Annotated in this window: 18 protein-coding genes; 10 read left to right on the top strand and 8 right to left on the bottom strand. The window is 43.3% G+C overall.

All coding sequences use genetic code 11. The annotated features are described in order from the left end of the window. Positions 1–121: 121 nt before the first annotated feature. Positions 122–2,452 carry an ATP-dependent helicase gene (locus tag J0X13_RS04480; protein ID WP_207070247.1) on the bottom strand — a complete coding sequence of 777 codons (2,331 nt, stop codon included), beginning with the start codon at positions 2,450–2,452 and terminating at the stop codon, positions 122–124. A 179-nt stretch (positions 2,453–2,631) separates the two neighbouring features. Between J0X13_RS04480 and J0X13_RS04475 the strand changes: the two genes are divergently transcribed. The 5 genes from J0X13_RS04475 (at position 2,632) to J0X13_RS04455 (ending at position 7,526) form a co-directional block, all read left to right on the top strand. Further along, on the top strand, positions 2,632–3,132 hold the full coding sequence (locus J0X13_RS04475; protein ID WP_242535612.1) for a DsrE family protein: 501 nt from the start codon (positions 2,632–2,634) through the stop codon (positions 3,130–3,132). 12 nt (positions 3,133–3,144) lie between these two features. Next, positions 3,145–4,425: an amidohydrolase gene (locus tag J0X13_RS04470; RefSeq protein ID WP_207070245.1), complete on the top strand. Its 1,281-nt coding sequence runs from the start codon at positions 3,145–3,147 to the stop codon at positions 4,423–4,425. Positions 4,426–4,541: 116 nt separating this feature from the next. Then, positions 4,542–6,116, top strand: a complete 1,575-nt coding sequence (locus J0X13_RS04465) for an FMN-binding glutamate synthase family protein (protein WP_207070244.1) — start codon at positions 4,542–4,544, stop codon at positions 6,114–6,116. 38 nt (positions 6,117–6,154) lie between these two features. Beyond that, on the top strand, positions 6,155–6,928 hold the full coding sequence (locus J0X13_RS04460; RefSeq protein WP_207070243.1) for a hypothetical protein: 774 nt from the start codon (positions 6,155–6,157) through the stop codon (positions 6,926–6,928). Between the two features lie 76 nt (positions 6,929–7,004). Next, on the top strand, positions 7,005–7,526 hold the full coding sequence (locus J0X13_RS04455; RefSeq protein ID WP_207070242.1) for a DUF7935 family protein: 522 nt from the start codon (positions 7,005–7,007) through the stop codon (positions 7,524–7,526). A gap of 1 nt (position 7,527) precedes the next feature. Here J0X13_RS04455 and J0X13_RS04450 read toward each other — a convergent pair whose 3' ends face one another. Together J0X13_RS04450 and J0X13_RS04445 are read right to left on the bottom strand one after the other, a co-directional pair. After that, positions 7,528–8,442: a patatin-like phospholipase family protein gene (locus tag J0X13_RS04450; RefSeq protein WP_207070241.1), complete on the bottom strand. Its 915-nt coding sequence runs from the start codon at positions 8,440–8,442 to the stop codon at positions 7,528–7,530. Next, the gene (locus J0X13_RS04445; RefSeq protein WP_207070240.1) at positions 8,439–10,529 is read right to left on the bottom strand and encodes a M1 family metallopeptidase; all 2,091 of its coding nucleotides are present in this window, start codon (positions 10,527–10,529) and stop codon (positions 8,439–8,441) included. Before J0X13_RS04445 ends, J0X13_RS04450 begins: the two co-directional genes overlap by 4 nt. Before the next feature lie 46 nt (positions 10,530–10,575). Here J0X13_RS04445 and recG point away from each other — a divergent pair, with 46 nt between their 5' ends. From recG to leuB, 5 genes are all read left to right on the top strand, one after another. After that, the gene (gene recG, locus J0X13_RS04440) at positions 10,576–12,681 is read left to right on the top strand and encodes an ATP-dependent DNA helicase RecG (RefSeq protein ID WP_207070239.1); all 2,106 of its coding nucleotides are present in this window, start codon (positions 10,576–10,578) and stop codon (positions 12,679–12,681) included. 201 nt (positions 12,682–12,882) lie between these two features. Beyond that, positions 12,883–14,295 (top strand): 3-isopropylmalate dehydratase large subunit, encoded by a 1,413-nt coding sequence (gene leuC, locus J0X13_RS04435; RefSeq protein ID WP_207070238.1) that lies wholly within the window; start codon positions 12,883–12,885, stop codon positions 14,293–14,295. A gap of 81 nt (positions 14,296–14,376) precedes the next feature. Then, a complete protein-coding gene (gene leuD, locus J0X13_RS04430; protein ID WP_207070237.1) occupies positions 14,377–14,973 on the top strand; it encodes a 3-isopropylmalate dehydratase small subunit in 597 nt (198 codons plus the stop codon). Positions 14,974–15,004: 31 nt separating this feature from the next. Further along, positions 15,005–16,522, top strand: a complete 1,518-nt coding sequence (locus J0X13_RS04425) for a hydroxymethylglutaryl-CoA lyase-like TIM-barrel protein (RefSeq protein ID WP_207070236.1) — start codon at positions 15,005–15,007, stop codon at positions 16,520–16,522. Between the two features lie 41 nt (positions 16,523–16,563). Beyond that, positions 16,564–17,622 carry a 3-isopropylmalate dehydrogenase gene (leuB, locus tag J0X13_RS04420; RefSeq protein WP_207070235.1) on the top strand — a complete coding sequence of 353 codons (1,059 nt, stop codon included), beginning with the start codon at positions 16,564–16,566 and terminating at the stop codon, positions 17,620–17,622. Positions 17,623–17,690: 68 nt separating this feature from the next. Here leuB and J0X13_RS04415 read toward each other — a convergent pair whose 3' ends face one another. From J0X13_RS04415 to ilvB, 5 genes are all read right to left on the bottom strand, one after another. After that, entirely contained in the window at positions 17,691–19,283 is a 1,593-nt protein-coding gene (locus tag J0X13_RS04415) for an NADP-dependent glyceraldehyde-3-phosphate dehydrogenase (protein ID WP_207070234.1), read from the bottom strand. A gap of 157 nt (positions 19,284–19,440) precedes the next feature. Beyond that, entirely contained in the window at positions 19,441–20,706 is a 1,266-nt protein-coding gene (ilvA, locus tag J0X13_RS04410; protein WP_207070233.1) for a threonine ammonia-lyase, read from the bottom strand. A gap of 19 nt (positions 20,707–20,725) precedes the next feature. Further along, on the bottom strand, positions 20,726–22,201 hold the full coding sequence (ilvC, locus tag J0X13_RS04405) for a ketol-acid reductoisomerase (protein WP_207070232.1): 1,476 nt from the start codon (positions 22,199–22,201) through the stop codon (positions 20,726–20,728). 24 nt (positions 22,202–22,225) lie between these two features. Beyond that, on the bottom strand, positions 22,226–22,753 hold the full coding sequence (gene ilvN, locus J0X13_RS04400) for an acetolactate synthase small subunit (protein WP_207026678.1): 528 nt from the start codon (positions 22,751–22,753) through the stop codon (positions 22,226–22,228). Positions 22,754–22,820: 67 nt separating this feature from the next. Beyond that, positions 22,821–24,554, bottom strand: coding sequence for a biosynthetic-type acetolactate synthase large subunit (gene ilvB / locus J0X13_RS04395; protein ID WP_207070231.1), 1,734 nt, complete (start codon positions 24,552–24,554; stop codon positions 22,821–22,823). Positions 24,555–24,587: the final 33 nt, after the last annotated feature.

Raw genomic sequence — 24,587 nt, 5'->3', positions numbered from 1 at the left:
AAAAATTCAAAATAATGGATTTGAATTTAAGGATTTTTAACCACTCAACTGAACTCTCGAAAATTAATTGGAAAATTGCTAAACAAGTAACGGTTTCATTATGAGAAAGCGAAAATATACATTAGGCCTTGTCCAAAACCTCAAGTTTGGCAAAACGAAGCAATAGTTTTTTGATACCGCCTTGATCAAAATGGATTTCTGCTTTTTTATCGTTCCCCGCTCCTTCTATATTGAGTATTTTTCCTCTTCCAAATCGGGTATGGTTAACCCGTGCACCAATGACCAAACCAGGGTCAAGGTCCATAGGCTTGGCGGGAGAGGATATTTCGGGTTTTAGCTTTCGTAGCTTGCGCAGTTGGTTTTCGTTCGGTTTTTGCACACTTGGTGGCGTACCATTCTTGGGCTTTACCTGTCGTAACTTGCTTTTGTCCACCTCGCCAAAAATATCCTTGTTGATCATGGACTTATAACGATAGCCATCGTTAACCGGTGTTAGATTCTCCACATATTGCTCCTCTATCTCCTCCAAAAAACGGCTCGGTTCGGCATCGATCAGTTTACCCCAGCGATACCTGTTTTGGGTATAGGTCAGAAATGCCTGCTTTTCTGCACGTGTAAGTGCCACATAAAAGAGCCTCCGCTCTTCTTCCAACTCACTTCGTGTGTTCATGCTCATGGCAGATGGAAACAAGTCTTCCTCCATCCCAACAATGTACACGTAAGGAAACTCCAGTCCTTTGGCCAAGTGGATGGTCATTAGGGCCACTCGGTCATCATCCTCCACCTCTTTATCCATATCTGTAGCCAGTGCCACATCTTCCAAAAACTCGGTCAAGCTACCTGTGGCGTCGGCAACTTCCTTTTGTCCTTCCACAAAGTCCTTGATACCGTTCAAAAGTTCCTCAATGTTCTCCATTTTGGCTATCCCTTCAGGAGTACCATCTTTTTTGAACTCTAACAACAGTCCCGTTTTTTTGGCCACATGCTCTGCCAACGTAAAGGCATCGGAACCTTCGTTCATGATCTGAAAGCTCTTGATCATGGTAACAAAATCCGTCAACTTACGCTGGGTTCCCGCGTTAATGTTCAGATTGAGTTTGTCCAAATTGTCCATGACCTCATAGATGGAACGCCCGTAATGGTTCGCGGCCACCACCAATTTATCCACCGTGGTCTGCCCTATCCCCCGTGTTGGAAAATTAATGACCCGCTTCAGGGCCTCTTCATCCTTTGGATTGATGATCAGTCGCAAATAAGCCAATACATCTTTGATCTCCTTACGCTGGTAAAAGGACAATCCTCCATAAATGCGATATGGTATGTCTCTTTTACGCAATGCATCCTCAATGGCACGGGATTGTGAATTGGTCCTGTACAACACGGCAAAATCCCCATTTTGCATCTGGTTCTGCATCTTGCTCTCAAAAATGGAGCCTGCAACATAGCGGCCTTCCTCGGCATCGGTCACGCTACGGTGTATTTTTATGAGTCCCCCATCATCATTGGAGGTCCACACATTCTTTTCCAACTGATTTTTATTGTTGGCAATAATGGAGTTGGCCGCATTGACTATATTTTTGGTGGAACGATAGTTCTGTTCCAAACGATAAACAGCCACATCATCATAATCTCTTTGAAAGTTGAGAATATTACTGATGTTCGCCCCCCGGAAAGAATAAATACTCTGTGCGTCGTCCCCCACCACACAAATGTTTTGATAGCGATCGGAAAGAGCCTTTACGATCAAGTATTGGGAGTGGTTGGTATCTTGGTACTCATCCACCAAAATGTATCGGAAACGATCCTGATACTTCATCAACACTTCTGGAAAACGTGTCAACAGCTCGTTGGTACGAAGTAAAAGGTCGTCAAAATCCATGGCACCCGCCTTAAAGCATCGATCCACATAGTTCTGATAAATCTCTCCTAACCTTGGCCGTTTGGCCATGGCATCCGCCTCCATCAACTCCGGGTTCTGGAAATAAGCCTTTACGGTGATCAAACTGTTTTTATAGGATGAGATTCGGTTCTGGACCTGCTTGTATTTATAAATATCCTTATCGAGCCCCATTTCTTTGATGATGGAAGCGATCAAACGCTGGGAATCTTGGGTGTCGTAAATGGTAAAGTTGCTGGGGTACCCCAATTTGTCACCATCAAAACGGAGTAATTTGGCAAAAACGGAGTGAAAGGTACCCATCCAAAGGTTTTTTGCTTCCGAATTACCCACAATGGTCGCAATACGTTTCTTCATCTCACGCGCTGCCTTGTTGGTAAAGGTCAAAGCCAAAATATTAAAGGAATCCACCCCTTGCTCCATCAAATGGGCAATCCTGTAAGTAAGCACACGGGTCTTTCCAGAGCCTGCGCCTGCAATCACCATTAACGGTCCATCCTTATGCAGTACGGGAGCACGCTGCGCATCGTTCAATTCATCTATAAAATCACTCAAGGGCCAGAAACTTTTAAAAGTAGGCGTGAAATTAGCCAATATTGACCTTTTGCTGAAATCAAGCTTTCAATTTTTATAAACATCGTTTTCGGATTTGGACTTATTTTTAAATATATTTAAGCCCTCAATTAATTTTGCTGATGAATTATTACTCTTTCCCCCTATTTCTTTTAATTTTTATGACATTTTCTGGTTTTTCCCAAGAAAAAAAATCTGGTCCCGTTGTAGAAGGTTATGGTCAAGTTTGGGCCATAGAAAATCCCGATTTCAAAACGGATACCTCACAAGAGTTCAAAGTAGTGTTCGATGTTAAGGACGGACCAGAGTCTGACACCGAAATCAATATAAATCTCAATACGGTTGCCCGTTTTTTAAACTTGCACGCACAAAATGGCATACCATTATCCCAACTAAAGGTAGCATTGATTGTTCATGGAACAGCGGCAAGAAACCTACTTTCAGATGAGGCTTATCAAAGCAGATATCGGGTTAAAAACCCCAATCGAGAGCTTGTCGAAAAATTACTGGATGCCAAAGTAGAAGTAATCATGTGCGGGCAATCCTCAAAAACAAGGGGGCTTCCAAAGGAAGACTTGATTCCCGGTGTGAAAATTGCCCTCTCGGCAATGACCGCCAACATTCAATTACAAAACCAAGGATACCGTCCAATTAAATTATAAACTAACTCTATTATGAAGAAAATTTTAGCACTTGCACTATGTTCTGCAAGTTTATCCATGTATGCCCAACACGGGCTGGAAAAAGACATTGCCGCCATTGAATCCAAAGTGATCGAATGGCGACACGATATCCACCAAAACCCCGAATTGAGCAACCGAGAGTTCAAAACGGCCGAGAAAATTGCCGAACACCTTGAATCTCTAGGTATTGAAGTGCAGACAGGTGTAGCCCATACGGGAGTTGTGGGAATACTAAAAGGAAATAAACCAGGAAAAGTAGTTGCTCTCAGAGCGGACATCGATGCCCTACCCGTAACCGAGAGAAACGACCTTCCCTTTAAATCGGAAGTGAAATCCGATTATTTGGGGCAAGAAGTTGGCGTAATGCACGCATGTGGGCACGATACTCATATTGCCATTTTAATGGGTACCGCAGAAATATTGGCCAAAAACAAGGACAAGATTCGTGGAACTGTAAAATTTATTTTCCAACCTGCTGAAGAAGGAGCGCCTCCTGGAGAAGAAGGAGGTGCGGAATTAATGGTAAAAGAAGGGGTTTTGGACAATCCAAAGGTAGACGCGATTTACGGTCTTCACATAGGTTCTTACCTTCCTGTAGGCCAAATTGCCTATAAACCGCGTGGTGCCATGGCAGCAGCACAACGTTTTGTAGTCAGCATCAAAGGAAAGCAATCCCATGGTTCCGCACCTTGGAGCGGAGTTGACCCAATATACGTGGCTGCCAAAATTATCGATGGCTTTCAGTCCATCATCAGCCGTGAAATGGAATTGACAAAAGAAGCTGCTGTGATCACCGTTGGTAAAATTTCTGGAGGTGTCCGAAACAACATCATACCAGAGAGTGCCGAATTGGTCGGTACCATCCGTACTTTGGATTATGATATGCAGGAAAAACTGAATGCAAGAATGAAGGAAATGGCCGCCAATATTGCCAAAGCTTACCGTGCGGAAGCCACTGTGGATATTGCAAAAGGTACTTTGATCACATACAATGATCCAGCATTGACAGAAGCATCCATAGGAAGCCTGAAAGAAGTTGCTGGTGATGAAAATGTAAACTTGGTAAACGCCACCACTGGAGCAGAGGATTTTTCATTCTATCAAAAAGAAGTGCCCGGTTTCTTTTTCATCTTGGGAGGTAAAGACCCAAATGCAGGTCCGGACGAGCATTATCCACACCACACACCGGATTTTAAAATTGATGACAGTGGAATGTTGTTGGGCGTAAAGGCCATGACCAACATAGCGTTGGATTTCTTGGACAGAAAATAAAATTCGGACAAGTAGTACATAAAGAACAAAACATCCGATCAGCCCCAATATCCTCCATTATTTGGAATTTGGATATTGGGGCTTGATATTTGTAATCACTACTTTTAACAATACAAATGGAAGCATTCCTTGATTTTTTGGGCGATATCCCTTGGTGGGCCTGGGTTTTGATTTTTCTGATATTGGTTGCTATTCGCGATATCTTTTTCCAAAAAGCCCATACCATTAGTCACAATTACCCTGTGGTAGGCCATCTTCGGTATTGGTTGGAGAGTATAGGACCTGAAATGCGCCAATATTTTGTTGCCAACAATCGGGAAGAACTCCCTTTTAATCGTATAGAACGTGGCTGGATTTATGCATCGGCCAAAAAAGAGAATAATTACGAGGGGTTTGGCACGGACAGGGATATTTACAAACATCAGCACATCTTCATTAAAAATGCCATGATCGGGTTTCAGGTCCCCGAAAACCACCCAAATAAAGAACACCCCTATTTTTTGCCATGCGCTAAGGTAATGGGCGCTTATAACAAACGTAAAAAGCCATATCGCCCTGCATCCATCATCAATGTTTCGGCCATGAGCTTTGGTTCGTTGTCCGCTGCGGCCATCGAATCATTGAACAGAGGTGTGGAAAAGTGCGGTGCATACCACAATACAGGTGAAGGAGGACTCTCACCTTATCACAAACAAGGAGGTGACGTTATTTTTCATTTTGGAACGGGATATTTTGGAGTGAGGTCGAGAGATGGAGGATTTTCCATGGACAAGCTAAAAGTCCTGGTCGATGAAAACCCTTGCATCAAAGCTATTGAAATCAAGCTTTCCCAAGGAGCTAAACCTGGTAAAGGCGGTGTGCTTCCCGGCTCAAAAATAACCCCGGAACTTGCCGAGATACGAGGTGTTGAAGTCGGCAAAGATGTGATTTCCCCTCCCACTCACAAAGCATTTTCCACAATTCCAGAGCTCTTGGAATTTATAGAATCTATTGCGGATGAAACAGGCCTCCCCGTGGGCATAAAGGGCGCTATCGGAAAAGTTGATCAATGGATCGAATTGGCCGATTTAATGAAAAAAACGGGCAAAGGCCCCGATTTTATTACTATTGATGGTGGTGAAGGGGGTACTGGAGCAGCCCCACCAAGTTTTGCAGATTATGTTTCCCTTCCATGGACTTATGGTTTTTCCAAAGTATATAGCTTGTTCATGGAACGCGGACTTACGGAAAGACTCGTATTTATCGGCAGTGGAAAGTTAGGTTTCCCAGGCAAGGCGGCAATGGCATTTGCCTTGGGTGCCGATTGTATCAATGTTGCTCGGGAAGCTATGATGAGCATAGGGTGCATACAAGCACAGGTTTGCCACACCAATAGATGTCCTTCCGGTGTTGCCACACAAAAGAAATGGCTTCAAAATGGCATAAATGTGCCCTTAAAGTCGGATAGATTGGCGCAATACTTTAAAACTTTCAAGAAAGAGTTTTTGGAAATCACCCATGCCGCAGGATACGAACATCCATGTCAATTTAAGATGGATGATGTGCAAGTGAATGTAGATGATGATTATCTTAGCAGCGATTTGAAATCCGTTTATGGGTATCAAAAGGAACAAGTGGCATTTAAATCCATGCAGCATCTTTTTGATTGCGCACACTTAGGCGGAAAACCGTCATTGGAAAAAACATTATAATTTAGACCCAGATATTTAAACACCAAATTGTACTACTTATGAAAAGAAACTTACCCCTGATCCTGTTGTTAGTGATAGCCACAAGTGCTTTTTCTCAACGAAAAAGTGAGCTTTTTGCTGAAATTGATACGTTGAAAACAAAAATTTCCAAAGTGGAGCAGGAATTGGCCAAGGCAAAACGGGAAATATCGTCCAGCAGTGCAGAGGCCGAGGCTTTAAGAGCGGAAAATGTAAGCCTGCGAGATGCCAACGCTACCCTATTGGGCAACCTGAGCAACTTCTCCGAACTTTCCAAACAAAATTCCGAAAACGTGAACAAGGCCATGGCGGCCCTTTCCAGAAAAGAAAAGCAGCTCAGCGGCATCAACGATATGATTTCCGCCAACGACTCTACTGCCATTGTTTCGTTGACACAAATAAAGCAGACCTTGGGCGAAAACGCCAAAGTAGGTGTTGAGGGCGGTATTATCATTATAAGTAATAGTTTGAATACACTTTTTGGTTCGGACACTTCCGCTGAGTTGACCGAAGAGGGGAAAACTTGGTTGGGCGGTGTTGCCGATGTAATCAAGGCCAACCCCAACTTTAAAGCTGAAATTGAAGGATTGAACATTACTGGCGAATTTGGCCCCACCTATAATCAAGTGGCATCTGTTGCTTCAACATTGGTGAGCACTTTGGAGGTTCCTGCAGATGGTATTTCAATTTCTGCCAAGGACGGTAATTTCAGGGAAGGCATCAACATTAAATTACAACCCGATTACAAAGGTTTTTATGCCAAGGCAAAAGAAAGCGCCAAAGCGGCCCAATAACCTTTCATTAAACATAATTTTTGTGGTTTTGATGCGTTCTTGGTAGTGTAAAATCAATAAAAAACCAGACTACCTTATGAGTGGAGATCAAATCCTTCAGTTATTTTCTTATTTACTGCCAGCCGTTGTTACTGGTGCTGTGGCATTCTACTTTTTTAGATTGCACACCCGAAACGAAGATGGCCGCAGACGATTTTTATTGCACAAGGATTCCCAAAAGGAAACCCTCCCTATCCGATTGCAGGCGTACGAGCGCATGGCCCTTTTTTTGGAACGTATTGCCTTGAACAGTCTAGTGGTTCGTGTATCACCAACTGGGAAAAACAAAAGTGATTACGAAAACCTTTTGATCAAACAGATTGAAACGGAATTTGAACACAATTTATCGCAACAGATTTATATGTCGGATTCCTGCTGGAACATCATCAAGACCGCAAAAAATACGACCATACAGATTATCCGTTCCGCTGGAATGAGCGAAACCGATTCACCTGATAAATTGCGAGAGGACATCCTGAACCAAACTATGGAAAAGGAGTCACCATCCAACGCCGCCTTGGCCTACGTTAAAAAAGAGGTGAGCGAACTTTGGAAATAAGCTATTCCTGCTTTTCAGGTTCAATGGGGCTTGTTTCCTCATTCTTGTTCTTGGCGTACAAATAACCGCGCTTCCACCACAAGGTCATTCGTTCCTTGTTAAAGATCAATGAGTTTGTGGTGAGAACCGTTGGCGTATAGTAAAAATTGATGATGGCATCCTTTTGATTCGCCACCAATTTACCGATCCTGATATTTTGGTTCTCGATACGGTCGAGCATAAAGCCAAAAATGGTAGTGATCAGATCAAATGGGTTTTTGGACGACATACGGTTCAAATGGTTTACCTCGGTATGTAGCACCACTACATCCACCTCGGTCGCACCACGATTCAATGCCTCTTCGATGGGGACTAAAGTTCCCAGACCACCATCAGCATATTCACAGCCGTTCTTTTTGGCCAAACTCATAAAGGGAGTATAGTTGGAGGATATCCAGATCCAATCACAAAACTCGTCGTAGGTACAATCGTTTATGGATTTGTACTCCACTTGGTTCAAAGATAGATTGGAAACCGTGACCACCACATCCATTTTACTTTTTTTGAGTTTGTTGAACTCTTGAACGGTAATGGACCTTCGGATCAGTTTCCGAAGGTTTTCGCTCTCACCAAAGGTTTTTTTGCCCTTTAAAAAATTCCTGAGTACGTTCCAGTGGTTGATAGCAATGGTCTCGACCCCATGTTTTTTCTTGATGATGAAAGGACAATTGTTAAAAATGCTATGTTGATTAACATTTGAATAAATGTCCTTGATCTTATCCAGTTTGTTCAGTGCCAAATGGGAAATTAAAAGGCTCCCGGTGGATGTTCCTACAAAAAGATCGTAGTCGTGTTTGGCTTCTTGAATCAAAAATTGAGCAACTCCGCCTGCAAAGGCACCCTTGCTACCACCTCCCGAAATGACCAATGCCCTCATTCACCTAAAGTTTTCTCCAAATATTGTTTTTCTTCCTGACTTAACAAAGGGTAAAGTCCCTTAATGCGGGCAGTGTTTCCTTCGGATTGCAAAAAGTCGTTCAATATTTCCCTGGCCGATTTTCTAAAGTGCCACACATGATGACTACAGGACTCCACAAGATTTTTTAGTACCGTATCCGTAAAGCCACCTATGCTCTTTAAATACTGAAATGCGATCAAACGGGTCTCAAAATGATGTTCAGAACCAGTATACCCGCTCAATTCATCAAAATAAAGTGCCTTTGAATCGGTGTTATATTCAGGCGTGACCAAGGCCAGTGTCAACCATAGTAATCGAATGTTCTTATTGGGAAAACCTTTAATTCCATCGGTTTCATTGAGGTATTTACTCCTATTTTGTGGAAAGTCTGTCCACAAACGATATAAAGCAGCTTCAACCGTCTTATAGCTTTTATCTTTTAAAAGACCTTCCATCGCAATCTTGAGCTCCACAGGAATGTTGTTCTGGGACAGTATTACCCCTTGCCGTGTTTTTAAATCTCCAGACTGCAGAATGGAGCCCAAAAACTCAGGTGACAACTTGGCCCCATAATCTAAAACAAGGTTTTCCTTTAATTGACTCGATTTAAGTTTTCTCCAATTGCGTTTTAAAATTGCCTCGGTTTTATCGGGCTGTTCCGCCATTTTATCTTTCAGATAAAAATAGGTTTCGATAGATGAATTCTTCTTCTGCAAAAACGAAACCACTTGGTCGTAAGGGAAATCGGGATTCTTCAACCACAATTTCTCAAAATCTTTAAGGTCAGCGCTCGATACCTTTTCCAGCTCCTCCATTAAATTTGAAATGGTCACATTTTTAAATGCGAATTTGTTCAGATAGTTCTGAATCCCTTTTTTAAAGGTCTCCTCTCCCACTCTATCTTGCAGCATCACCAAGGCCCAAGCTCCTTTTTCGTAGAAGGTTAGGCTGCCCGCTCCTGAATTTTGCAATGCTTCGCCCTGATCATCCTCGGAAAAGTTCTGCAATGCTTGTGCAGTATTCAATAAGTGCCAATAATAGTAGTCGTCACCAAAAATGTCTTTTTCCGCCAAATAAGCATAAAATGTTGCAAAACCCTCGTGCAGCCAATGGTGCTCACTACTGGTTTCTGTTACCAAATCGCCAAACCAATGGTGGGCCAGCTCGTGCGCATTGACGTTCACGTAGTTTTTGTCCATAAAAGCTATGGAGTCTATTACATATTGATTGGAAAATATGGTGCAGGTGGTGTTTTCCATCCCTGCGTACAGAAAATCCTGAACAGGAACCTGTTTGTAGTTCTGCCATGGATACGAAACCCCTATTTCTTCTTCTAAAAAATCGAAAATATGTTTGGTGTGTCGGTATGTGGGTTCTACTTTTTTAAAGTCTGAAGGTTCGTAATACAGTTCAATCGGTATTCCCGAAGATGATTCAATCGTTTTCTTATCATAGTCCCCAATCGCAAAACCGACCAGATAACTGCTCATGGGCTCTTTCATATCAAACTGCCATAAATACCCGTTGGAATCGGGCAATATCTGCTTTTTAATGAGGTTTCCATTGGCAACTACGGTGTAATCCTCTTTTAGGATAATTTCTAGGTCAAACTCAACCTTTTCTGTCATATCATCAAAACTGGGCAACCAATGACTGGTATATTTTCCTTGGCCCTGGGTCCAAACCTGCTCATTGTTTCCAACGGCATCGTCCCATCCTAAAAAATATACTGTTTGTTTTGGTTTTGCCACATAATCCATTGACACGGTATGGTTCCCCCCGCTTTTAAACTCTTTATTCACGGTGATTCTTTTGCCATTGTAATCGTAATCTACTTTTACACCATCAAAAGAAACATTTAAAAATTCAAGGTTTACAGCATCCAAAAAAATGGAATTCACATCTTCCAGTACATTGAATTGATACGTTACCCTCCCATTTATGCGGTTCTCAACAGGTATGGGTTCGATCACAACATCGGCATGGACAAAGTTGACCTTATCCTGAATTTGGCCGGACAGGAACTGTACCAATAAGAAAAAAACAACTATGGGGCTCAGCTTCATACCATCATCTTATCAAAAGTCCTTCCAAATTACATATTTTAGTTCGATGAATCCCAATTTTCTGCAAACTCCCATAGCATATTTGAAAGGTGTTGGCCCCAACCGGGCCGAAGCCCTAAAGGCCGAATTGGGCATTGAGACCTTTAGGGACCTGTTGCACCTGTTCCCCAACCGCTATCTAGATCGAACCAGTTATTACAAAATAAATCAACTACAGCCCAGTGGTGCCGATGTGCAGGTAGTGGGAAAGATCGTCCATATAAAAACAGTAGAGCAGAAACGAGGGAAGCGTTTAGTAGCGACCTTTTTGGATGAAACCGGACAAATGGACCTGGTTTGGTTCCGTGGCCATAAATGGATCAAGGAAAATTTAAAATTGAACGAACCCTACGTAGTTTTTGGCAGGGTGAACAAATACGGAAGCACATTCTCGATGCCGCACCCCGAAATGGAGACCTTACAAAAACATCAACAGGGGTTAAAAATGGTGATGCAGCCCATATACCCTTCTACGGAGAAATTGAGCAATAAAGGCATCACAAATCGAGTCATTGGCAAAATGATCCAACAATTGTTCCTGGAATGCCAGGGTAAGTTTCCAGAATCTTTGTCGCCCACGATTATGGAAGAGTTAAAATTGATTTCGAAGAGTTCCGCTCTTTTCAACATTCATTTCCCGAAGAATCAGGAATTATTGGCCAGAGCGCAGTTTCGACTAAAATTTGAAGAGTTGTTTTTTGTGCAATTGCAGCTCATTTCAAAAAAAATGCTCCGCAAGCAAAAAATCAAAGGAATGCCTTTTGAGGCTGTGGGTGAAAAGTTCACCGAATTCTTTGAAAACCACTTGCCTTTTGAACTTACAAAGGCACAAAAAAAGGTGATCAAGGAAATCCGAAACGATTTGGGCAGCAATGCCCAAATGAACCGCTTGTTACAAGGTGATGTGGGCTCAGGTAAAACAATTGTGGCCTTAATGTGCATGCTGCTGGCCATTGACAACGGTTTCCAAACCTGTTTGATGGCCCCGACCGAAATTCTGGCTACGCAGCACTATAATGGTCTCAAGGAACTTTTGGAAAATATGGACGTTAAGATTGCCTTGTTGACAGGCTCCACGAAAAAATCCGAACGCACCTTGCTGCACAATCAGCTCGAAAATGGCAATTTGAACATTCTGGTCGGCACCCACGCGGTTTTGGAGGATAAAGTGCAGTTCAAAAACCTTGGCTTGGCCATAGTGGACGAACAGCACCGATTCGGCGTGGCACAACGGTCCAAACTTTGGCATAAAAACCAAACGCCTCCCCATATTTTGGTGATGACGGCCACTCCTATTCCAAGAACCCTTGCGATGAGTCTGTACGGTGATTTGGATATCTCGGTGATTGATGAGCTTCCTCCTGGTAGAAAACCCATTAAAACGGTCCATAGATATGACAGCAATCGACTTAAGGTGTTTGGGTTTATAAAAGATGAAATCAAAAAAGGAAGGCAGATTTATATTGTATATCCACTTATCCAAGAATCTGAAGCACTTGATTACAAGGACTTGATGGATGGCTATGAAAGCATTGTCCGTGATTTTCCACAACCCGAGTATCAAATTTCCATTGTGCACGGAAAAATGAAACCTACCGACAAAGATTACGAAATGGAGCGTTTTGTTAAGGGCGAAACCCAAATTATGATTGCCACGACGGTCATTGAAGTAGGCGTGAACGTACCGAATGCCTCTGTTATGATCATTGAAAGCGCAGAACGGTTTGGACTGTCTCAATTGCACCAGCTCCGGGGTCGAGTGGGCCGAGGTGCAGAACAAAGCTTTTGTATTTTAATGACAGGACACAAACTATCCGAAGATGCCAAAACCCGTTTACAAACCATGGTGGGCACCAACGATGGTTTTGAGATCGCGGAGGTCGACCTTAAACTTCGTGGGCCTGGCGATTTAATGGGCACTCAACAGAGCGGTATGTTGAACCTCAAAATAGCGGACATCGTTAAGGACAACCAAATTCTAAAAACGGCTCGTTATCATGCGATTCAACTACTGAAGCACGACCCAAAACTGGAAAAAGCCGAAAACGCGCCCATCTTAAATGCCTATTCCAAAATGATGGCCAACAAAACCATTTGGAATTATATTAGTTAGCAGCGATTTAGGTTTGTAATTGAAAGGTTGGACAATTCGCCGTACATCTTTGTTACAAACTGAATATCAACTCTTAAGATTTGTTAACTTTAAAAACAACCTATTGAAATTGCGGTTGAACATCGTAATTTTACCACTAACCGAAAACCGGTTTTACATACAAATTTTAACTTTGTAGGCTTACAAATTATTGAAGACACAATGAGCAAGACACTATTTGATAAAGTTTGGGATTCCCACGTGGTAAAGCATATTGAGAACGGTCCGGATGTACTCTTTATAGACAGGCATTTGGTTCATGAGGTAACGAGTCCCGTAGCTTTTTTAGGATTAAAGAACCGAGGAATAAAAGTATTGTACCCAGAGCGCACTTTTGCAACGGCAGACCACAATACCCCAACACGAAACCAACACTTGCCCGTTAAGGACCCATTGTCCGCCAATCAACTAAAGGCTTTGGAAGAAAACGCCAACGCCCACAACATTCCATATTGGGGACTTGGACATAAGAAAAATGGAATTGTACACGTAATTGGCCCGGAAAACGGAATTACCGTCCCCGGTGCCACCATTGTTTGTGGTGATTCCCACACCTCTACACATGGTGCATTTGGGGCCATTGCCTTTGGTATCGGAACCAGTGAAGTGGAAATGGTATTATCCACACAATGCATTATGCAGCCCAAACCAAAGAGTTTGCGCATCAATGTAAATGGAGAGTTGAGTGAAGCGGTAACGCCAAAGGATGTAGCACTTTTCATCATTTCTAAACTGTCCACCTCCGGTGCAACCGGCTATTTTGCCGAATATGCAGGAGATGTCTTCAAAAATATGTCCATGGAAGGCCGGATGACGGTTTGTAACCTCAGTATTGAAATGGGTGCCCGTGGAGGTATGATCGCTCCCGACGAAACCACGTTTGAATACATTAAAGGAAGGGAATACACGCCAAAAGGCAAGGATTGGGATGCTGCCATGGAATATTGGAGCACCCTTTATTCTGATGATGACGCCGAGTTTGACAAAGAGGTGACTTTTGATGCCAGCGAGATAGAACCTATGATCACTTTCGGTACCAACCCTGGGATGGGCATCGGTATCAGCAAGGATATTCCTATGGCAGAAAGCATCGACGGTTCTCCTGCCACCTACAAAAAATCCTTGGAATACATGAACTATAACGAAGGTGAAGCCATGGTAGGCAAACCTATTGATTTCGTATTCCTTGGCAGCTGTACCAATGGTAGAATTGAAGATTTTAGAGCCTTTGCCTCAATCATAAAAGGAAAGAAAAAAGCCGACAACGTGACTGCTTGGTTGGTCCCCGGTTCCCACAAAGTGGAAGAGGCCATCAAAGAAGAAGGTATCTTGGATATTTTGACCGAAGCTGGTTTTGAATTGAGAGAGCCGGGCTGCTCCGCTTGTTTGGCCATGAACGATGATAAAATCCCAGCTGGGAAATATGCCGTAAGTACTTCCAACAGAAACTTTGAAGGACGACAAGGTCCTGGAGCACGTACACTATTGGCAAGTCCTTTGGTGGCCGCAGCTGCAGCCATTACAGGAAAAGTAACCGACCCAAGGGAATTAATGAGAGAAGAAGTATTGGCGTAACTATAAACAATGAGCAATAAACAATTGGCAATTAACAATCAATTGGCAATTGATAATTGAATAACTGATAATCGAAATAAGATGGCTTACGATAAATTCAACATACTAACAAGTACAGCGGTACCATTACCTATCGAAAATGTGGATACCGATCAGATCATCCCAGCACGATTTCTAAAAGCTACCGAGCGTAAGGGATTTGGAGACAATTTGTTCCGAGACTGGAGATATAATTCCGATGGAACACCAAAAGAACAATTTGTACTGAACAATCCCATCTACTCAGGAAAAATCCTGGTGGGAGGAAAAAACTTCGGTTCAGGTTCTTCCAGAGAGCACGCAGCTTGGGCGGTTTATGATTATGGTTTCCGCTGTGTGGTATCCAGCTTTTTTGCAGATATTTTTAGAGGCAACTGCCTGAACATCGGTGTACTTCCAGTTCAAGTGAGCCCTGAGTTTTTGGATAAAATCTTCAAGGCAATCGAAGCAGACCCAAAATCAGAATTGGAAATCAATCTACCGGAACAAAAGATTACCATTTTAGCTACGGGAGAACACGAAAGCTTTGACATCAACGATTATAAAAAAGGCAATATGCTCAATGGTTTTGATGATATCGATTACTTACTGAACATCCAGAAAGATATTGAGAAATACGCCGAAAGCACGCCCTTATAATCAATTGCTCGGAACACTACGGCACTAAAAAATGAAAACACGTACCATAGAAATTATGGACACCACCCTACGGGATGGTGAGCAAACCTCTGGGGTTTCCTTTTCGGCTTCGGAAAAACTTACCTTGGCCAAACTCTTGTTGGAAGAACTCAAGGTGGACCGCATTGAAGTGGCTTCCGCACGTGTTTCCGAAGGAGAGTTGCAAGCGGTTAAAAACATAACCGATTGGGCCGCTGCCGAAGGATATATTTCCAAAGTTGAAGTACTCACTTTTGTGGACAATGGGGTTTCTCTTAAGTGGATGCAAGAAGCAGGAGCAAAAGTTCAAAACCTGCTCACCAAGGGTTCATTGAACCATTTAACCCATCAGCTCAAAAAGACTCCAAAACAGCATTTTACAGAAATTGAAAATGTGGTTTCAGAAGCACAGAAACTCGGTATTGAAACCAATGTTTACTTGGAAGATTGGAGCAATGGAATGCGGAATTCCAAAGAGTATGTTTTTCAGTTTTTGGATTTTCTGACCCAACAACCCATTAAACGAATTCTGTTACCGGATACCTTGGGTGTGCTGACCCATACCGAGACAGGAGAGTTTTTCAAGGAAATCATTGAACGGTACCCAAGTACCCATTTTGATTTTCATGGTCACAACGATTACGATTTGAGCGTAGCCAACGTGATGGAGGCTTTAAAAGCTGGCGCCCATGGGTTGCACCTTACCGTAAACGGGATGGGCGAGCGTGCGGGCAATGCACCTTTGGCCAGCGCCGTGGCGGTAATCAATGACTTTTTACCGGAAATCAAGATTGGCGTGAAGGAATCATCCCTTTACAAAGTAAGCAAGCTGGTATCCGCCTTTACAGGTTTCAGCATACCTGACAACAAACCTATTGTTGGAGATAATGTGTTTACACAAACAGCTGGCATACATGCAGATGGAGATAGTAAAAAGAATTTATACTTTAATGATTTATTGCCAGAGCGTTTTGGTAGAAAGCGTAAATATGCGTTGGGCAAAACATCAGGAAAGGCAAACATCCAAAAGAATCTTCAGGAGCTTGGATTGACCTTGAACGATGATGAACTGAAAAAGGTCACCGAACGGATCATTGAACTTGGCGACAAGAAAGAACGCGTCACAAAAGATGACCTGCCCTACATCATTTCCGATGTATTGGACAGCAATCTGCATCAGCAGAAGGTTTTTGTAAAATCATATGTCTTAACACATTCCAAAGGATTGAAACCCTCCACCACCCTTTCCATTGAAATTGAGGGGAAGACTTATGAGGAAAATGCTCAGGGAGATGGACAATTCGATGCTTTTATCAACGCTTTGAAAAAGGTATATAAAAAAGAGGGACGTGAATTACCCAAACTAGTGGATTATGCCGTGCGGATCCCTCCAGGCAGTAATTCCGATGCACTTTGCGAAACGGTGATCACATGGCAGACCAAAGAAAAGGAGTTTACCACCCGTGGGCTAGATTCGGACCAAACGGTATCCGCCATTAAAGCCACGGAAAAAATGTTGAATTTAGTATAACAGACTTTGATAATTTTTATTGATAACCGATAATTGATATAATGAAACTAAACATAGCGCTCTTGGCCGGAGATGGGATTGGCCCCGAAGTAATTGATCAAGCCGTAAAAGTATCCGATGCTGTAGCTGCAAAGTTCGGTCACGAAATTAGCTGGACCCCTGCCCTAACCGGCGCTGCAGCGATTGATGCCGTTGGTGAACCTTACCCGGATGAAACCCACGAAGCCTGTGTTGCTGCCGACGCCGTTCTTTTTGGCGCAATCGGTCATCCACGTTTTGACAATGACCCATCCGCCAAGGTACGCCCTGAGCAAGGTTTGTTGAAAATGCGACAAAAACTGGGGTTGTTCGCCAACGTTCGTCCAACCTTTACATTTCCTTCATTGATAGAAAAATCTCCTTTGAAAAAAGAAAGAATTGAGGGTACCGACCTTGTTTTCCTTCGTGAACTGACAGGAGGCATCTATTTTGGTAAAAGAGGCCGTGAGGATAACGACAACACCGCTTATGATACCTGCACCTACACACGCGCAGAAGTAGAGCGTTTGGCCAAAAAAGGTTTTGAAATGGCCATGCAGCGCTCCAAAAAGCTTTGTTGCGTGGACAAGGCCAACGTGTTGGAAACTTCACGTTTATGGAGGGAAACCGTTCAGAAATTGGAAAAAGAGTATCCTGAAGTGGAAGTATCCTATGAATTTGTGGATGCCGTAGCCATGCGTTTGGTACAATGGCCGAGTGCTTACGACGTTTTGATCACAGAAAACTTGTTCGGAGACATTCTAACAGATGAAGCATCTGTGATTTCCGGATCTATGGGATTGATGCCATCAGCTTCTTTGGGCGAAAAAACATCTTTGTTCGAGCCTATTCATGGTTCTTACCCACAAGCAGCTGGAAAAGATATTGCCAATCCATTGGCAACTGTTTTATCCGCCGCAATGATGTTCGAAACGGCTTTTGGTCTTAAAAACGAAGCCGAAGCCATCCGTGAGGTAGTGAACAGATCATTGGCCGAAGGTGTAGTTACCGAAGATCTTTCCGATGGTGGAAAATCATACAAGACCAGCGAAGTTGGCGACTGGTTGGCAAAGAACATTTAACCAACTTCACATAAAACCAATAAAAAAGCCCCGAATTTCGGGGCTTTTTTAGTTCTGAGAACTTTCTTTTACAAGATGTAATCCGTGCTCAAGAAGTTGCTCACTTTAGCTTCCATTAATTGCTCCACGGTCTGGTTGTTCAAACTATTGTCCTTGAAAGCCACAAATGTTCGGATGGAGAAGGAACGCAACGCATCGTGTACACTCAAAGTGGACTGCGCAGAATCTTTTCTACCCGTAAATGGGTACACATCCGGTCCACGTTGACAGGAACTGTTCAGGTTTACGCGGCAAACCAAGTTTGCCAAAGTATCAATAAGTGGAGACAAAGTATATACATCCTTGCCGAACAAGCTTACCTGCTGTCCGTAGTTGGATTCTGCCATATCGTCCAAAGGCTCTTCTATATCTTTAAAAGAAAGCACGGGAATTATAGGGCCAAACTGTTCTTCTTGATATACTCGCATATCTTTTGTCACAGGGTACAGTACTGCAGGCCATATGTAATTATCAAAATGCTTGCCTCCCTTTTTGTTGATGATCTTGGCCCCTTTGGCCAAAGCATCATCCAACAACTCCTGAATATAGGCAGGCTTATCAGGCTCGGGGAGTGGGGTCAAATTCACACCATCGTCCCAAGGGTTCCCGAATTTCAATCCATCTACTTTCTCTGCGAAACGCTTCAGGAAATCATCTTTTACTTCGTCGTGCACATAAACCACCTTTAAAGCGGTACAGCGCTGCCCGTTGAAGGACAATGTACCTGAAATACATTCGTTGATGGTCAGGTCCAACTCGGCATCCGGAAGCACAATGGCCGGGTTTTTGGCCTCTAGACCCAAAACCAATCGCAACCTGTTACTTTTTGGATGCTGGTCCTGCAACGCATTGGCCGATTTACTGTTACCGATCAAGGCCAACACGTCCACCTTTCCAGTTTTCATTATTGGCGCTGCTACAGCCCTTCCCCTACCAAAAAGTATATTCACCACTCCTTTGGGAAAACTGCTCTGAAACGCCTCCAAAAGCGGTGTGATCAACAAAACACCATGCTTTGCAGGTTTAAAAATTGTAGTGTTTCCCATTATGATGGCAGGAATCAACAAGGCAAAGGTTTCGTTCAATGGATAATTGTATGGCCCAAGACATAATACCACCCCAAGCGGACCTCTACGGATATGGGCGTAAACACCATCGTGTTTCTGAAACTTTGCCGAATCACGGTCTAGCTGTTTGTAATCCTCGATGGTATCATAAATATATTCAACGGTACGATCGAATTCTTTGTAGGAATCTGGTTTGGACTTCCCTATCTCCCACATCAAAAGCTTTACTACTTGTTCCCGCTTTTGCTCCATTTTCTTCACAAACGTCTCCATACACTCAATACGGTCCTTTACTTTCATGGTAGGCCAAAGCCCTTGTCCCCTATCATATGCCGACAGAGCTGCATCCAGAGCATCCATTGCCTCGGGCTCTCCCATATCGGGCACACTTCCCAAAGTAGTTGGCACATATTCCTCCGTGGATGATATGGTGGAGATCACGGGGGTAGTATCCCCGTCCCATTTACGCAGTTCCCCATTGACCAAATATGTTTTTTGATGAATCTCTTCGGTAATTTGAAAAGCTTCCGGTATTGCTGTTGTATTTGTTGCCATTAGTTGTTGTTTAAGCGATTAGTGTTGATAAATGGTCACCCATGCTACACAAAGCTAACATAAAAACCATTGAAAATCACACTGTTTTTATAGGTGGCCTTTTGTATCTATTGAAAACCAAACTTTATAATAATGATGCTTGAAAATGTTGGTGGCATCACACCAAATACTGGAACAAATCAGGTTTATTGTTGAGATAATCCCCAAAGAAATTGTTTTCCTTCATCCTTTGGACCAAAGGCTCGAGGTCATCGGGCGATTTTAGTTCCACCCCAACAATGGCAGGTGCATTTTCTCTACTCGATTTTTTGGAATACTCAAAATGTGTAATATCGTCGTTTGGACCCAAGATATCAACTACAAATTCCTTCAGCGCTCCTGGACGCTGTGGAAACCTCACAATAAAATAGTGCTTCAATTGGGCGTATAGCAAGGCCCTTTCCTTGATTTCGGCGGTGCGGGTAATGTCGTTGTTGCTTCCACTTACCACACAAACCACATTTTTATCCTTGATTTCTTCCTTAAAATAATCCAGGGCAGCAATAGTTAGGGCGCCAGCGGGCTCCACCACAATAGCATCCCTGTTATAGAGGTCCAAAATGGTCTGGCATACTTTTCCTTCGGGAACAGTCACCATTTTGTACAGATATTCCTTGCAAATGGGATAGGTCAGCGACCCAACTTTTTGAACAGCCGCTCCATCAATAAACTTATCTATCTTTTCCAGTTCCACCAACTCCCCCTGTTCAATTGATTTTAGCATGGATGGTGCTCCTTCGGGCTCCACCCCTATTATTTTTGTATTGGGCGATAATGCCTGGAACGTACCGCAAAGTCCCGATGCCAATCCACCGCCACCAACAGCCACAAAAACATAATCGATGGGCTCGCTGGATTGTTGCAATATCTCCAAACCAACCGTTGCTTGACCCTCAATGGTTTTTTCATCATCAAACGGATGGACAAAGGTTTTGCCTTCTTGCTCGCAGAACAATTCGGCTGCTTTCTTGGAATCGTCAAAGGTGTCCCCTTCCAGAACCACATCGACCCATTCCCCGCCGAACATCTTGGTCTGGTCTATTTTCTGCTTTGGAGTGACTACGGGCATATAAATGGTGCCTCTTACCCGTAAATGACTACAGGCAAAGGCAACGCCCTGTGCGTGGTTCCCAGCGCTGGCACACACCACACCGCTATCCAATTGATTTTGACCAAGGGAGCTTATTTTGTTGTATGCCCCACGTATTTTATAGCTACGTACACGGTGAAGGTCTTCCCGTTTAAGAAGAATATTGGCCCCATGGGTTTTGGAATAGCGGATACTTTGCTGCAAAGGCGTTACTTCTGCCACTTGGGCAATGGTCTTTGCTGCTTGATAAATATCCGCTATTTGCGGAAAATAGATTTCCACAGTTTCGTTCATAGGGCCAATGGTTTTTGGATTATCCGATTGGCTTCATTGCCGTCATCGATGCACGTAATCTAGCACCAACGACTTCCACGTCGTGCTCACGGATAGCCTTGTTCACCGCGATCAACCTTACATTGTCCACCCCGGTATCCTTGCCTTCACCAAAGTGCTTACCGATGATGTCCGTATCCACTTTCTTCATAAAGTCGGTCAAAAGTGGCTTACAAGCATGATCGAACAAGTAACAACCGTACTCTGCCGTATCCGAGATTACACGGTTCATTTCGAACAATTTCTTTCTTGCAATGGTGTTTGCGATCAATGGCGTCTCGTGCAACGATTCGTAGTAAGCGGACTCACCGATAATTCCGGATTCGGTCATGGTCTCGTAGGCCAATTCCACACCGGATTTCACAAAAGCGACCATCAACACCCCATTGTCGTAATATTCTTGCTCAGCGATTTCCATATCTCCGGCTGGTGTTTTTTCAAAAGCAGTTTCCCCTGTGGCAGCTCTCCAATCCAATAGGTTTTTATCGCCATTGGCCCAGTCCTCCATCATGGTTTTGGAGAAATGTCCGCTCATAATATCGTCCATATGCTTTTGGAACAATGGACGCATGATTTGCTTCAACTCTTCTGCCAAATCAAAAGCCTTGATCTTGGCTGGATTGGACAAACGGTCCATCATATTGGTGATACCTCCTTGTTTCAAACCTTCCGTAATAGTTTCCCAACCATACTGAATCAATTTGGAGGCGTATGCTTCATCGATTCCTTTTTCGATCATTTTGTTGAAGGAAAGAATAGATCCTGTTTGTAACAAACCGCAAAGAATGGTCTGCTCTCCCATCAAATCTGACTTTACTTCCGCCACAAATGATGATTCAAGAACTCCGGCCTTGTCCCCTCCTGTTCCTGCAGCATATGCTTTGGCCTGCTCCAAACCTTTCCCTTCTGGATCATTTTCTGGGTGAACGGCAATCAAGGTTGGCACACCAAATCCTCTTTTGTACTCTTCACGCACCTCGGAACCTGGACTTTTTGGTGCTACCATGATCACGGTAAGGTCCTCACGCACCTGCATTCCTTCTTCCACAATATTGAAACCATGGGAGTATGATAAGGTGGCCCCTTTTTTCATCAAAGGCATTACTGTGCTTACCACATTGGTGTGCTGTTTATCCGGTGTTAGGTTGATGACCAGGTCAGCATCCGGAATCAATTCCTCATAAGTACCCACTACAAAGTTGTTCTCTTTTGCGTTTTTAAAGGATTGTCTTTCTTCCTTTATAGCCGCTGGACGAAGGGCATACGAAATATCCAATCCGGAGTCACGCATGTTCAACCCCTGGTTCAACCCTTGGGCACCACACCCAACAATTACAATTTTCTTTCCTTTTAGTGCGGTAACACCATCAGCGAACTCGCTGGAATCCATAAATCTACATTTTCCCAACTGTGTCAGTTGTTCGCGAAGTGATAGTGTGTTAAAGTAATTTGCCATTTTTAATATTTGATTTTATGCTATTTAGTTTTCTTGAAATTCCTGTAATATTTCGCTAATGGGCATTGCTGCCTTGGTCACCGTTATCCTGCCCGAGCGCACGAACTGCATAATACCGTAAGGTTCCAATGCATCGTGCATTTCGTCGATTTCGTGCCTACGACCCGTTTTGGCCAATGCAAAAAACTCACGGTTCACGGTAACGATCTGCGCATTGCTTTCTTTGATGATGTTTTGTATCTGACGTTCATCGAACAACAAATGTGAAGCAATTTTAAACAAGGCAGATTCTTGATAAATGGTTTCATCATCGGTATGATAATATGCCTTGATGACCTCTATTTGTTTTTCTATCTGACCTACGATTTTTCGTGTCCAATCCTCGGTGGTAAAAACCACAATCGTGAATTTAGAAACACCCTCTATCTCTGATTTTGAAACATTTAAACTTTCAATATTGATGTGTCGCTTTAAAAATATTCCAGATATTCTATTGAGCAACCCCACATGATTTTCGGAATACACCGAGATGGTATACCATTGTTTTTCCATAGTGCTTTATACGCTTGTGCCCCGATAAAGCAAAATAAGCTTTTCCTTCATCGAGGTTAATCTGTTTTTATTTTAATCTGATGTCTGAAACGGATGCTCCTGATGGTATCATAGGGAATACGTTGTCCTCTTTTTCCACTTTCACTTCCAAAAAGTAAGGGTCTTTGGACGCCATCATTTCTTCTACTGCATCTTGAAGGTCTCCTCTTTCGGTAACCCTTCTTGATTTGATATGATATCCTTCCGCGATTTTTACAAAATCCGGGTTGGTCATTACCGTGGATGCATAGCGCCTGTCAAAGAATAGTTCTTGCCATTGGCGTACCATCCCCAAGTGGTCGTTGTTCAATACCACGATCTTCACAGGTACATTGTGTTGGAAAATAACACCAAGCTCCTGAATGGTCATTTGATAACCACCGTCTCCAATAATAGCGACCACTTCGCGATCCATGGCCCCCATTTTCGCACCGATGGCAGCGGGAAGCCCAAATCCCATAGTTCCCAAACCTCCAGAAGTAATGTTACTCTTGGATTGCTTGAACTTGGCATATCGACATGCGATCATTTGGTGTTGCCCCACATCAGAAACAATAACTGCTTTTTGTCCAGAGGCCACATTGATCTGTTCGATCACCTCCCCCATGGTCAAGCCCTCCTTAGTGGGATAGATATCTTTGTTGATCAGAGCATCGTATTCAATTTGATACATTTTATCAAACTCGGCCTTCCATTCCTTGTGCTCTTTTTCATCGAGCATTGGTAGAATCTGTTCCAATGTTTCCTTGGCATTGCCCAAAACAGCAACATCGACTTTTACGTTTTTATTGACTTCTGCAGGGTCTATTTCAAAATGAATAATCTTGGCCTGTTTTGCATAGGTGTTCAAGTCACCTGTTACACGATCATCAAAACGCATTCCTATGGCAATGAGCACATCGCATTCATTGGTAAGCATATTTGGGCCATAATTTCCATGCATGCCCACCATACCCACATTTAGCGGATGGTCGGTCTCCATGGCAGAAAGACCAAGAATGGTCCATGCTGCAGGGATTCCAGCTTTTTCCACCAAAGCTTTGAGTTCAGCCTCGGCTTCTCCCAAAATAACACCCTGACCAAATACGATAAAAGGCTTTTTAGCGCTATTGATGAGCTCTGCTGCCTTTTCAAGACTACTTGGTTGCGGCTTAGGCACGGGTTTGTAGCTTCGTACAGCCGTACACTTTTCATATACAAAGTCAAGTTCATCAAACTGCGCATTTTTGGTAATATCCACCAATACGGGCCCTGGCCTTCCTGACCGGGCAATGTAAAATGCCTTTGCCATGATTTCTGGGATCTCTTCTACTTTGGTAATCTGGTAGTTCCACTTGGTCACAGGTGTGGAAATCCCTACGATATCCGTTTCTTGAAAGGCATCCGAACCCAAAAGACTTCTCGTTACCTGACCCGTAATACAAACCATTGGCGTGGAGTCTATCTGAGCATCGGCAATTCCGGTCACCAAATTGGTGGCGCCAGGCCCAGATGTCGCCATGGCAACCCCTACTCTACCTGTAACCCTGGCGTAGCCTTGTGCGGCATGAGTGGCACCTTGCTCGTGACGCGTCAGGATATGGGTCAGTTTGTCTTGAAACTTATATAATTCGTCATAAACGGGCATAATGGCACCACCAGGGTAGCCATATATCAAATCCACTCCTTCGGCGAGCAAACAATGTATAATCGCCTCGGCGCCAGTAATTCTGATCGCTTTTTGACTTTTACTATCTTTTTTTTCTGCTTTTAATGTCTCCATAAGCCTGTATTTAGGGAGATACCCCTATCATAA

Origin of the sequence: [Muricauda] lutisoli (nom. illeg.), from assembly GCF_017313105.1 — a bacterium.
Taxonomy (GTDB): Bacteria; Bacteroidota; Bacteroidia; order Flavobacteriales; family Flavobacteriaceae; genus Flagellimonas; species Flagellimonas lutisoli.
Note: the sequence above shows the minus strand (reverse complement) of the source record. Positions and strands in the feature narration are given on the sequence as shown.